The 12,173-nt window shown below is 63.5% G+C and carries 12 protein-coding genes and 1 tRNA gene; 4 read left to right on the top strand and 9 right to left on the bottom strand.

Annotated elements, in window-relative coordinates; genetic code table 11:
• Positions 1–898: 898 nt before the first annotated feature.
• Both RBA41_RS11470 and RBA41_RS11465 read right to left on the bottom strand, forming a co-directional pair.
• Positions 899–1,246: a DprA-like winged helix domain-containing protein gene (locus RBA41_RS11470; RefSeq protein WP_306623888.1), complete on the bottom strand. Its 348-nt coding sequence runs from the start codon at positions 1,244–1,246 to the stop codon at positions 899–901.
• A complete protein-coding gene (locus RBA41_RS11465) occupies positions 1,243–1,428 on the bottom strand; it encodes a hypothetical protein (protein WP_306623886.1) in 186 nt (61 codons plus the stop codon). The genes RBA41_RS11470 and RBA41_RS11465 overlap by 4 nt, the downstream gene beginning before the upstream one ends.
• A 289-nt stretch (positions 1,429–1,717) precedes the next feature.
• Here RBA41_RS11465 and RBA41_RS11460 point away from each other — a divergent pair, with 289 nt between their 5' ends.
• Positions 1,718–2,512 carry a LexA family transcriptional regulator gene (locus RBA41_RS11460; protein ID WP_306623884.1) on the top strand — a complete coding sequence of 265 codons (795 nt, stop codon included), beginning with the start codon at positions 1,718–1,720 and terminating at the stop codon, positions 2,510–2,512.
• Between the two features lie 279 nt (positions 2,513–2,791).
• Here the strand turns inward: RBA41_RS11460 and RBA41_RS11455 are convergent.
• The 3 genes from RBA41_RS11455 to pepN form a co-directional block, all read right to left on the bottom strand.
• Positions 2,792–2,867, bottom strand: a tRNA-Thr gene (locus tag RBA41_RS11455).
• An 84-nt stretch (positions 2,868–2,951) separates the two neighbouring features.
• On the bottom strand, positions 2,952–3,953 hold the full coding sequence (locus tag RBA41_RS11450; RefSeq protein ID WP_306623882.1) for a class 1 fructose-bisphosphatase: 1,002 nt from the start codon (positions 3,951–3,953) through the stop codon (positions 2,952–2,954).
• 43 nt (positions 3,954–3,996) lie between these two features.
• Positions 3,997–6,639, bottom strand: a complete 2,643-nt coding sequence (gene pepN, locus RBA41_RS11445; RefSeq protein ID WP_306623880.1) for an aminopeptidase N — start codon at positions 6,637–6,639, stop codon at positions 3,997–3,999.
• Positions 6,640–6,820: 181 nt separating this feature from the next.
• On the opposite strand from pepN, the gene RBA41_RS11440 reads away from it, so the two are divergent.
• The gene (locus RBA41_RS11440; protein ID WP_306623878.1) at positions 6,821–7,483 is read left to right on the top strand and encodes a DUF4136 domain-containing protein; all 663 of its coding nucleotides are present in this window, start codon (positions 6,821–6,823) and stop codon (positions 7,481–7,483) included.
• A gap of 64 nt (positions 7,484–7,547) precedes the next feature.
• On the opposite strand, the gene RBA41_RS11435 is transcribed toward RBA41_RS11440, so the two are convergent.
• The 4 genes from RBA41_RS11435 to RBA41_RS11420 are packed head-to-tail and all read right to left on the bottom strand — an operon-like array spanning position 7,548 to position 10,038.
• Positions 7,548–7,670, bottom strand: coding sequence for a hypothetical protein (locus RBA41_RS11435; RefSeq protein WP_306623876.1), 123 nt, complete (start codon positions 7,668–7,670; stop codon positions 7,548–7,550).
• Entirely contained in the window at positions 7,667–8,641 is a 975-nt protein-coding gene (locus tag RBA41_RS11430) for a quinone oxidoreductase family protein (RefSeq protein ID WP_306624278.1), read from the bottom strand. Before RBA41_RS11430 ends, RBA41_RS11435 begins: the two co-directional genes overlap by 4 nt.
• Positions 8,641–9,066 (bottom strand): methylglyoxal synthase, encoded by a 426-nt coding sequence (locus RBA41_RS11425; RefSeq protein ID WP_306623874.1) that lies wholly within the window; start codon positions 9,064–9,066, stop codon positions 8,641–8,643. The genes RBA41_RS11430 and RBA41_RS11425 overlap by 1 nt, the downstream gene beginning before the upstream one ends.
• 42 nt (positions 9,067–9,108) lie before the next feature.
• Positions 9,109–10,038, bottom strand: a complete 930-nt coding sequence (locus tag RBA41_RS11420; protein WP_306623872.1) for a DMT family transporter — start codon at positions 10,036–10,038, stop codon at positions 9,109–9,111.
• Positions 10,039–10,149: 111 nt separating this feature from the next.
• Here RBA41_RS11420 and RBA41_RS11415 point away from each other — a divergent pair, with 111 nt between their 5' ends.
• Positions 10,150–10,875, top strand: a complete 726-nt coding sequence (locus tag RBA41_RS11415) for a YebC/PmpR family DNA-binding transcriptional regulator (protein ID WP_306623870.1) — start codon at positions 10,150–10,152, stop codon at positions 10,873–10,875.
• Positions 10,876–10,881: 6 nt separating this feature from the next.
• Positions 10,882–12,150 carry a phosphoribosylamine--glycine ligase gene (purD, locus tag RBA41_RS11410; protein ID WP_306623869.1) on the top strand — a complete coding sequence of 423 codons (1,269 nt, stop codon included), beginning with the start codon at positions 10,882–10,884 and terminating at the stop codon, positions 12,148–12,150.
• Positions 12,151–12,173: the final 23 nt, after the last annotated feature.

The following is a 12,173-nucleotide window of genomic DNA, read 5'->3' as shown; positions in this document are numbered from 1 at the left end:
GTGACTAACAGAGTTGCCATGCATGCCGGGAGGCATCGTTGTGCAGGACGACAGGCAGGCGGACGTTGGGCGCTTTGCGCAGCCTCAAACGGGCGTTACTGGCGCCTGCCGGTACGGGCGCAAGATGAGTAGATCACGCGACTCGATCAAGGGCGTGGCAGGTGCGGAGCGACAGTCAGCCCGGGCGCTTGACAACAGGCAGGCAGTGCCGGGCCCGCTGTCGTCCATGAGGTAAAGCGACAGAGGGCGTGGCCAGCTACTCGCATTTTCCGTGCGCTCGTCTGGCGCGGTGCGCCCTCATCGGTTCCGAATGATAAAACTGGAACCCGATCCACAGAATCGATACGAGCGCCGCGAAGGGCGGCAGAAATCCCAGAAAAGTGCTGACAGCAAGACCGTACGAAATGCCGTCGAAAAGACTTTTTATGTATTCCATGGGCTTGCCTTTGCCGGAACCGCGATGCGACAGCGGCGTGGTGGGTGCCAGTGGCGCTTCAGGGGCGCATGTTGGCAAAGCTGGCCAGCGGCTCGCTGGCGCAGTGGGGTCCGCGGCGTGCCAGTGCGCACTGGCCGCTGGCGCGTTGGCGCAGCTTGTCGGCACACACTGGTCGAGGACCAGAGAACGCCAGTGCGACTGGTCCGCGTGGGGCGGTGTGGCCGGTCCGCGTGCGCCGGTGTGGCCGTGCGCTGGTCCGCGTGGGCCGGTGCGGGCGGTCCGCGTCTGCATGCGTGCGCCAGCGCGCCTGACCCGCATCTTGTCCTCGCGTATGGCGCAGTTGGCCGGCGGCGCTAGGACCCGGGCTGGTGCGGCTGGCCCGCGCCATGCGAGCGCGCCCTGGCCTCAGCGGCCTGCGACGCGCGCAATCGGCTGGCAGTCGGCCCGATGGCCGCCATGGTGCTACAAGCCAAAGCCGGCCCCATGCGCCCTTCCCGTCGGGCCGAACAGCGCAGCAACCAGCGGATCGCGGTAGGGGTGGCCCTTCCATTCTGAGGCCAGGACGCGCTGGATCGGGTGCGGATCCGCCTCGGCGGGATCGGGCAGGCCGCCGGCCCGGTACACCATGCGTGCGCGCCGGGTGCGCGGATCGCGCCCGATGGCCCCTTCGCGGAACAGCTCCAGGCATTGCTGGCGCACTTTTTCGGCATCGGCGCCCAGGCGTTGGGCCAGCGGGGCGACTTGCGTGGGCCCGTGCGCGAGTGCGGCCAAAATGTTGTAGCGAAGTTGATCGACCAGATGACGTCTCATGCTGCCCTCCAGTAAGTGTCGATGGCTTGGGCCAGGGCATCGCTGTCGAGGCGGTGGCGCAGCGCGGTCAATTCCCCGATCACGCCACCGGCGGCGATGGTGGCGTTGCGGCTCGCTCGCCAGGCGCACGCGATGGCGAGCAACTGGCGCGCTTCATGATTGAGTTCTGGTTGGACGGTCATCTGTTCTCCTTGGTGGAATGCCTGCCGCTGGCGCGGGCGTGGCGGGACGGCCGCCATCGCAACTGGCAATGGCGCCGGACTTGGGGTCAAACTGGTCGAACTGCCGGGTCAGGCCCGGCGGGCATCAAGGTGCGCGGGCACGGGTAAGGCAAACCCATCGCTGTGACTGATTGCGCAAGCCCCGGACAGGTTTCGTTGTGTTCATGACCACTATATTAGTCTTACTAATCGATCTTGTCAACAGTCAGACTGATTGCATTTTATTAGTTTTCCTTATATTGTTCGGTCTATGCCAGCCCTCCCCCTAAACCAACACGAGCTTGCGGAAGCAGCGCAGCTCAAGCAACTCTTCATTGAGTGGCAACACGCGCGCCGCAGCCAAGGGCTGCCCGCGTCCCAGGAAGCCGCCGCCAACCAGATGGAATTTGGCCAAAGCGCGTTGAACCAATATCTCAACGGAAAAATTCCATTGAATATCGACGTCGCCATCAAGTTTTCGAAGCTGCTGGGCGTGCCGATCTCGTCCTTCAGTACGGCGCTGGCCGCGCATGCGGACGACTACGCCGCCGCCAAGGATGCGATGGCCATGGCGCAGTCGCGCGAGAACGATTTCCGTCTCGTCGGCAGGCGCATCACGATCGATGCAGATCAGGACGAATACATTCCCATCAAGAAGGTCAGCCTGACGCTGCGCGCCGGTGTCATGGGCTTCGAGGCCTCGCAGGAGGACCACACCGACACGACCATCAATCTGCCGCGCCGCTTCATCGAGAAAAACGACCTGGTGCCGCAATGCCTGCTGGCCATCAGCGTCAAGGGCGACAGCATGTGGCCGCTGATGATCGAAGGCGATGTCGTGGTCATTAATATCGCCGACACCAAACCGATCAACAACGAGTTGTACGCGGTTAATTTCGATGGCGAAGCCGTGGTCAAGCAACTGGTGCGCGACGGCCGCGAATGGTATCTATCTTCCATGAATCCGGACCCGGCGTACCACCGGCGCGCCTGCCGCGGCGGCGAATGCATCATCGTCGGACGCGTGGTGCGCCAGGAAGCGCGCACGCTGATGAATCGCGTCTGAGGAGTGCGGCGGACACGCCATTGCAGGTCGTCACCCGTCGACCTATCTCCGCCAGGCCCGCCCTGTGCGGGCATTTTTATGGGCCTGGCACACGCAATCGCGGCGAAAATTATCAGCCGGACTACTTGCCTTCATAATTAGTCGGCCGAATATTCATAGCCGGTGCGCGCATGCACCGGCTCCAACACGCGTTCTTGACGCCCATTGGACAGCCAACACCCACAAGAAAAAACCCGCTACGCCGTGAGGCGTGCGGGTTCTGACTTGCTGCTATGTACCTGGTGCCGATTGCCGGAATCGAACTGGCGACCTTCACATTACGAATGTGCTGCTCTACCAACTGAGCTAAATCGGCGAAGACGCGTATTCTAGCAAAGAACGCTGCAAAATTGCTAGTGCGAATGCGCGTTCTTTTACTTTTTTGTGAAAAAGACCACTTTTACTCGGCGTGATAGCTGCTCACGCGCTCGACTTCGCTCTTCGAGCCCAGGAACACGGGCACCCGCTGGTGCAGCTTGTGCGGGGCGATATCCAGGATACGGGTACGCCCGTCGGTCGCGGCGCCGCCGGCCTGCTCGACGATCATTGCCATCGGATTGGCTTCGTACATCAGGCGCAGCTTGCCCGGCATCGAGGTGTCGCGCGTATCGGCCGGGTACATGAAGATGCCGCCGCGGTTCAGGATGCGGTGCACGTCGGCCACCATCGAGGCGATCCAGCGCATGTTGAAATCCTTGCCGCGCACGCCGGTCGACCCGGCCAGCAGCTCGTCGACATAGCGCTGTACCGGCGCATGCCAGTGGCGCGAGTTCGACATATTGATCGCGAATTCCTTGGTCGCCTCGGGAATCATCATGTGGCGCTGGGTCAGCACCCACGAGCCCATTTCGCGGTCCAGGGTGAAGCAATTCACGCCATTGCCGGTGGTGAGCACCAGCATGGTCTGCGGGCCGTACACGGCGTAGCCGGCGGCGACCTGCATGCTGCCAGCCTGCATGAAGTCCGCTTCGGTCGGCGTGCCCATGCCTTCCGGCGCCTTCAGTACCGAGAAGATGGTGCCGATCGAGACGTTCACGTCGATGTTGGACGAGCCGTCGAGCGGGTCGAACAAGAGCATGTACTCGCCCATGGGATAGCGGTTCGGGATCGGATGGATCGATTCCATCTCTTCCGACGCCATGGCCGCCAGGTGGCCGCCCCATTCGTTCGCTTCGAGCAGGATCTCGTTGGAGATCACGTCGAGCTTTTTCTGCACTTCGCCCTGGATGTTCTCGGTGTCGGCGCTGCCGAGGATATCGCCGAGCGCTCCCTTGCCGACCGAATGGCTGATGGTCTTGCAGGCGCGTGCCACCACTTCGATCAGCAGGCGCAGTTCGGCCGGGATGGAGTTATGCAGCCGTTGTTCTTCGACCAGGTGTTGCGTGAGACTGACGCGTTTCATTCACTTCCCTTTGGTTTGTTTACATTCTTTGCGGATGACAGCATCAGTTGGCAAGCGCCTTGCTCACCACCTCGCGCACGTCGTTCGATAATTTTTTCACGCCGGCGACCTTCTGCAAGGCCTTCTTCATCTGCGCCTGCAGCGCCGGCGCGTACCTGCGCCAGCGGTCCATGGAGCGCGCCAGGCGGCTGGCCACCTGCGGATTCAAGGCGTCGAGCGCGATGACCTGCTCGGCCCAGAACGCGTAGCCGCTGCCGTCCGGCGCATGGAACTGCGACGGATTGCCGACGCAGAAAGTAAATACCAGGCTGCGCGCGCGGTTCGGGTTCTTGATGTTGAAGGCCGCATGGCGCATCAAGTCGCGCACCGCGGCGACGTCGGTCGCCGGGGCCGACGCCTGCATCGCGAACCACTTGTCGATCACCAGCGCCTCGTTGTCGAAGTCCGCGTAGAACGACTGCAGCGCGGCCTGCGCCGAGGCGGCGCCCGCATGGATCAGGGCCGCCAGCGCGGCTACCCGGTCGGTCATATTGCCGGCGTTGTCGAACTGCGCCTGCGCCAGGGCGATGCTGTCCTCGCTGGAGGTGGACGCAAGGTAAGCCAGGGCCAGGTTTTTCAGGCCGCGCCGCCCCGCCGACAGGGCGTCGGGGCTGTATGCGCCCGGCGTCTGGTTGGCGTCGTACTGGGCGCGCAAGTCGACGCGCAGCGCATGGCCGATGGTGCGCCGCACCAACTGGCGTGCCTGGTGGATGGCCTGCGGATTGACCACGTGCATCTGCTCGGCCATCATGGTTTCGGACGGCAGCAGCAAGGCTTGTTCGCGGAAGGCGGCATCGAGCGATTCGTCGGCCAGGATCTTGCGCAGCGCCTCGATGAAGGTAGTGTCGAGGGTCAACGTATCGCCCGTGGCCACGGCATCGGTCAGCTTGAGCAGGCGCGCCATCGCCAGGCGCTGGCCGGCTTCCCAGCGGTTGACCGGGTCGCTGTCATGGCTGAACAGGTGCAGCAGTTCGGCGTCGGTGTAGTCGTATTCGAGCACCACGGGCGCGGAAAAATCGCGCAGGATCGATGGCGTCGGCGCTTCCTTCACGCCGGTAAAGCGGAAGGTGCGCGTTTCTTCGGTCAGTTCCAGCACCGCGGTGACGGCATCGAGGCCATCGACGTTCAGGTGCAGGTCGCGCCCGTCGGCGCCCAAGAGGCCCACGGCCACCGGAATATGAAACGGCAGCTTGTTTTCCTGCCCGGGCGTGGCCGGACAGCGTTGGGTCAGGGTCAGCTCGTAGGTGAGCGCGTCGGCGTCGTAGCGGCCTTCGGCGCGCACCACCGGCGTGCCGGCCTGGCTGTACCAGCGCTCGAACTGGGTCAGATCGCGCCCGCCGGCGTCGGCCATCGCGGCGCGGAAGTCGTCGCAGGTCACGGCCTGGCCGTCGTGCCGCTCGAAATACAGGTCCATGCCCTTGCGGAAGCGCTCGCGCCCGAGCAGGGTCTGGTACATGCGCACCACTTCCGCGCCTTTTTCGTACACGGTGACGGTATAGAAGTTATTGATCTCCACAAAAGAGTCGGGACGCACCGGATGCGCCATCGGCCCCGCGTCTTCCGGGAACTGGGCCTGGCGCAAGGTGCGCACCTGGTCGATGCGGGTGACCGCGCGCCCGCTCTCGGTGCCGATCATATCGGCTGAAAACTCCTGGTCGCGAAATACCGTCAGCCCTTCTTTCAGCGACAGCTGGAACCAGTCGCGGCACGTGATGCGGTTGCCGGTCCAGTTGTGGAAATATTCGTGTCCGACCACGGCCTCGATGCCGGCGTAGTCGATGTCGGTGGCCACGCGCGGATTGGCCAGCACGAACTTGGTGTTGAAGATGTTCAGGCCCTTGTTTTCCATCGCACCCATATTGAAGTCGCCCACCGCCACGATCATGAAGCGGTCCAGGTCGAGTTCGAGCCCGAAACGCTCTTCATCCCAGCGAATGCTGTTCTTGAGCGACTGCATGGCGTAATCGGTCTTGTCGAGATTGCCCTCTTCCACCCACACCTGCAGCAGGGCCGAGCGGCCGTCGGCCAGCTTGAAGGTTTCCTCCTGGCACACCAGGCGCGCCGCCACCAGGGCGAACAGGTAGGACGGCTTCTTGAACGGGTCTTCCCACTTGGCGAAATGGCGGCCATCGCCCAGATCGCCCTCTTCGATCAGGTTGCCGTTCGATAGCAGCACCGGATAGGCCGCCTTGTCGGCGCGCAGCATCACCGTGTATTTCGCCATCACGTCGGGACGGTCGGGGAAATACGTGATGTTGCGGAAACCTTCAGCCTCGCATTGCGTAAAAAAGTTGCCGTTAGACACGTACAACCCGTTCAAGGTCGTGTTCTTGACGGGTGCGGTCAGGGTTTCAATTTCCAAGGTGACCTCGTCGGGCGCGTTGGAAATGACCAGCATCTTGTCGTCCAGGCGGTATTCGCGCTTGGACAGGGTCTTGCCGTTCATCCGCAGCGCGACCAGGACAATATTTTCCCCATGCAACTCAATCTCGCGTACCTTGCTCTCGGGATTGCGGCTCATGGTCAGGCGGCTGGCGACGATGGTGCGTTCCGGGTCGAGATCAAAGCCAAGTTCGACCGTTTCCACCAAAAAGCCGGGCGGGGTGTAATCTTTGCGATAGATGGTTTGCGGAGTGTCTGTGCGCATGGGATCTCGGGAAGGACGGTGAGTCGGGTGCCTATTTTACCAATACCGCAACGTTGCGCCGTTCCTCATTGCCTGTATCGCAGTGTGTACCGGGTAACAACTTGTAAAAATTCTGCGAAAATAGACTGTGAACCATAAAGTTAGCTTCGGTGAAATCCGTTTTGAGTATGGGAGTAATGCGATGAGACGATTATTGATGGCCGCCGGTGCGGCACTGACCTTGCTGCTGGGAGGCTGCGCGACGACGATCCGCAGCAATGTGACCACCTTTCACCAGTGGCCGGCCGAGCTGCAGGATAAAACCTATGTGTTCGAGGCGCCGCCGGTGCAGGACGACACGCTCGAACTGCGCAGCTACCAGAACCTGGTGCGCGGCCAGCTGGCGCGCCTCGGTTTCCAGGACGCCGGCGAAAGCGGCAAGCCGACCCTGAAAATCTCGATGAAATTCACCACCACCGACGTGCCGGTGCGCGTGGTGGAGGTGGTCGATCCCTTCTTCATCCCGCACCCGCGTTTCGCTTTCGGCGGCTATGGCTACGGCTACCGCGGCCGCTACTGGGGCGCGCGGCGCTACTGGGGCGGCTGGCACAGCCCCTTCTACGATCCGTTCTGGAGCGGCGCGCCGATGTACCGCGAGCGCATCGACCACCAGTACCGGCGCGAGCTGCAGGTGGCGATCAAGGCTATCCCCGGCGGCAAGCGCCTGTTCGACGTCACCGTGCATAACATGAGCCGCGAAATGTCCACGCCGGCGCTCATGCCCGCACTGGTGCAAAGCGCCTTTGCCGAATTCCCGGGCGTGAGCGGTGTGGCCAGGCGGGTCGAACTCAAACGCGAACGCTGATACGCCTGCCCTTCACGAAAAAACGCGCTCCACGGAGCGCGTTTTTCCTTGTGCGGCCGGCTTTCTATGGATGGCCGAGCCACGCCTGCGAGCCGAACGTGATGCCCACGATGAGCAGCACCGCCAGCACAAGCCCGATCAACAGGCGGCCGAACTTGGGCGAACCATCGTCGTCGGGCGCGCTCATGGCACCAGGATCGACGAGCCGGTCGTCTTGCGCGCTTCCAGGTCGATGTGCGCCTGCGCGGCATCGGCCAGTTTGTAGGTCTGGTTGATATCGATCTTCACGTCGCCGCTGGCAACCACCGCGAACAGATCGGCGGCCATGGCTTCCAGGTCGGCGCGCCTGGCGGCGTAGCTGAACAGGGTCGGACGGGTAATGAACAGCGAGCCGCGCGCGGACAGTTCGGCCAGCGAAAAATCGGGCACCGGGCCGGACGCACTGCCGAAGCTGACCATCATGCCGAGCGGGCGCAGGCAGTCGAGCGACTTGGTGAAGGTATCCTTGCCGATCGAGTCGTACACCACCGAGACCTTCTCGCCATTGGTGATTTCCATCACGCGCGCCACGAAATCCTCGGTGTTGTAGTTGATGACGTGGCTGCAGCCGCTGGCCTTGGCCAGCGCCGCCTTTTCGTCGGAACCGACGGTGCCGATCATGTTCACGCCCAACGCGCGCGCCCATTGCGACGCGATCAGGCCCACGCCGCCGGCCGCCGCGTGGAACAGGATGGTGTCGCCGCGCTTGAGCGGCACGGTGCGGCGGAACAGGTACTGCACGGTCAGCCCCTGCAGCATCATGGCGGCGCCGGTTTCGAACGAAATCGCGTCGGGAAGACGCAGCAGCAGCGCGGACGGCAGGTTGCGCACGTCGGAATAGGCCCCGTTCGGACGGCCCGCGTAGGCCACGCGGTCGCCCACGGCCACCTCGGTGACGCCCTCGCCCACCGCCTCGACCACGCCGGCGCCTTCCATGCCCAGCCCCGCCGGCAGCGGCTGCGGATACAAACCGGTGCGGAAGTACACATCGATGAAATTGACGCCGCAGGCGGCGTGGCGCACGCGCGCTTCGCCCGGTCCCGGCTCGCCCACCTCCACATCGACGTATTCCATCACTTCGGGGCCGCCGGTGCGGTTGATACGGATTGCTTTTGCCATCATGCTGGACTCCTGTCTGTTCCCTGGGTTGGTTTTGCGGTCGCGAGCCTGAGCTGCGAGAGCAGCAAATGGGCACTCGACAGATTGGTGGCGCAGGCCACATTGTGCACGTCGCAGGCGCGCACCAGCGCGTTGATGTCCGGCTCGTGCGGCTGCGGCGTCATCGGGTCGCGCAGGAACACCACCGCGTCGATCTGGCCCTCGACCAGGGCCGCGCCGATCTGCAGGTCGCCGCCGAACGGGCCGGACTCCTTGCGTTCGACCGCCAGCCCGAGCTCCTTGATCAGGCGCGCGCCGGTGGTGCCGGTCGCCATCAGCTGGCAGCCGCGCAGGAAATCGATGTACTCGGCGGCGAGCACGATCATGTCGTCCTTCTTCTTGTCGTGGGCGATCAGGGCGATGCGGGGCTTGGTCAATTGCGTCATGCGCTTGCTTTCGTAAGGGCCGGTGGATGGAAACGACGGTGACTATTTCTTCTTCGACAGCATGTAAATACCCGCCAGGACCATCGCGGTGCCGCCCACCTGCACGGCGGTGATCGGCTCGCCCAGTACCAGCGCGCCGAGGAACAGGGTCGAGACGGGGCCGATCATGCCGGCCTGCGAAGCGGTGGAGGCGCCGATGCGCTGCACCGCGACCATGGTCATGAACACCGGCAGCACGGTGCAGAAAATCCCGTTGGCCAGCGAGTACCAGTACACCGCCGCCGGCTGGACCAGCATGGACACGGGCCGCAGCACGAAGAACTGGCCGATGCAGACCACGCTCGAGACGCACATCGCATACGCCACCAGGCGCAGGGAGCCGATGCGGCGCACCATCTCGCCCGACATCAGGAGGTAGACCGCGTACGACAGGGCCGAGCCGAGCACCAGCAGCGCGCCGACGCTGGTGCGTCCTGTGCTGCCGGCGCCGCCGTGAAGATCGTGCACGAACACCAGCACGATGCCGCAGTAGGATACGAGGAGGGCCAGCCACTCGATGCGGCTGATGTGCCGCTTGAGGAACACCGAGGTAATGAGCAGCACGAAGGTCGGCGTGAGGAACAGGATCAGGCGTTCCAGCCCGACCGAAATGAACTGGAGGCCGAGAAAATCGAGGTAGCTGGAGAGGTAGTAGCCGATCACGCCCAGGAACACCAGGCGCCAGCGGTCGGCCGGCGACAGCGGCGCCTCGGTGCGCATCTTCCAGAGCGCGACAGCGGCGAACACCGGCAGCGAGAACAGCATGCGGAAAGCGATCACGGTAACGGCGTCGACCTGGTAGCGGTACATCAGCTTGGCCAGGACGGCCTTGGCCGAAAACAGCACCGCGCCCGCGATGGCGAGGGTCAGGCCGGCCAGCAGGGCCGGGCGCTGGGTCAAGTGGGCGGCGGGAGCCGTTGCGCTTTTGTTCATGCACCGATTGTAGAACGAATCGCGCAAACTGGCTGGGGGCCGGCGGATTTTGGCAGGGCCGCTATGGTAAAATGTCGGCCACTGATGCATACCGTCTAAGGAAATTTCGACATGGCTGGACACAGCAAATGGGCCAATATCAAGCACAAGAAGGCCGCTACCGACGCCAAGCGCGGCAAGATCTGGACCCGATTGATCAAGGAAATCACCGTTGGCGCGCGCATGGGCGGCCCCGACATCGCCACCAATCCGCGCCTGCGCCTGGCGGTGGACAAGGCGGCTGACGCCAATATGCCGAAAGAGAACGTCACGCGCGCCATCCAGCGCGGCTCGGGCGGACTCGAAGGCGTGAACTACGAAGAAGTGCGCTACGAAGGCTACGGCATCGGCGGCGCGGCCATCATCGTCGACTGCATGACCGACAACCGTGTACGCACGGTGGCCGAAGTGCGCCACGCTTTCAATAAACACGGCGGCAACATGGGCACCGAAGGTTCGGTCGCCTTCATGTTCAAGCACTGCGGCCAGTTCCTGTTCGCGCCCGGCGTGGACGAAGACAAGTTGATGGAAGCGGCCCTCGAAGCGGGCGCCGAAGACGTGGTGGCCGACGACGAAGGCGGCTTCGAAGTGCTGTGCGATCCGTTCGGTTTCGCCACCGTGAAGGAAGCGCTGGAAGCGGCCGGCTTCAAGGCCGAAGTGGCCGAGATCATCATGAAGCCGTCGACCGAGACCGTGATCGCGGGCGAAGACGGCATCAAGATGCAAAAAATTCTCGACGCGCTCGAGAACCTCGACGATGTGCAGGAAGTCTATACCAACGTCCTGATCGAAGATTAAGCTCCTATGAAAATCCTGGTAGTCGGCTCTGGCGGCCGTGAACATGCACTGGCCTGGAAACTGGCCCAATCCGAACGTATCCAGATGGTCTACGTGGCCCCGGGCAATGGCGGCACGGCGCGCGACATCCGCCTGGTCAATGTCGAACTGACCGATCCGGAGCAGCTGGCCGAATTCGTCCAGCGCGAAGGCATCGCCCTGACCGTGGTCGGTCCCGAGACGCCGCTGGCGGCCGGCATCGTCAACCTGTTCCGCGGCCGCGGCCTGAAGATTTTCGGGCCCACCAAAGAAGCGGCGCAGCTGGAAAGCTCGAAGGACTTCGCCAAGGCCTTCATGCAGCGCCACGGCATTCCGACCGCGACCTACCAGACGTTTTCGGACGTGGCGCAGGCGCACGCCTACATCGACGCCAACGGCGCGCCGATCGTCATCAAGGCCGACGGCCTGGCGGCCGGCAAAGGCGTGGTTGTCGCGATGACACTGGAAGAAGCGCACCAGGCGGTCGACCATATGCTGGCCGACAATCGTTTCGGCGACGCCGGCGCGCGCATCGTGATCGAAGAATTCTTGGCGGGCGAGGAAGCGAGCTTCATCGTCATGTGCGACGGGAAGAACATCCTGGCGCTGGCCACCAGCCAGGATCACAAGCGCCTCAAGGATGCCGATGAAGGTCCGAACACGGGCGGCATGGGCGCCTATTCGCCGGCGCCGATCGTCACGCCGGCCATGCATGCGCGCGTGATGCGCGAAATTATCAACCCGACCATCAACGGCATGGCCAAGGACGGCATTGCGTTCACCGGCTTCCTGTACGCGGGCTTGATGATCGACGACAAAGGCAACCCGAAGACGCTGGAATTCAACTGCCGCATGGGCGACCCCGAGACGCAGCCGATCATGGCGCGCCTCAAGAGCGACCTGGTGACGGTAATGGAGCATGCGGTGAACGGCACGCTCGACACGGTCGAACTGGAATGGGACCGCCGCACGGCGGTGGGCGTGGTGATGGCCGCTGCCGGCTATCCGGACGACCCGCGCAAGGGCGATGTGATCGACGGGATTCCCGCCGAAACGCCGGAATGCGTGACCTTCCATGCGGGTACGCAGCAGGCCGGCGGCAAGCTGGTGACCAGCGGTGGACGCGTGCTGTGCGTGGTCGGCCTGGGCGACAGCGTGAAGATGGCGCAGAAGCAGGCTTACGAGACGGTCGACAAGATCCACTTTAACGGCGCGCAGTTCCGCCGTGATATCGGGTGGCGGGGTTTGAAGCACTAGGCACCCCACGTCGTTCCCGCCGA

The sequence above is a fragment of the Massilia scottii genome (genome assembly GCF_030846495.1).
GTDB classification, from domain to species: domain Bacteria; phylum Pseudomonadota; class Gammaproteobacteria; order Burkholderiales; family Burkholderiaceae_D; genus Telluria_A; species Telluria_A violaceinigra.
Note: the sequence above shows the minus strand (reverse complement) of the source record. Positions and strands in the feature narration are given on the sequence as shown.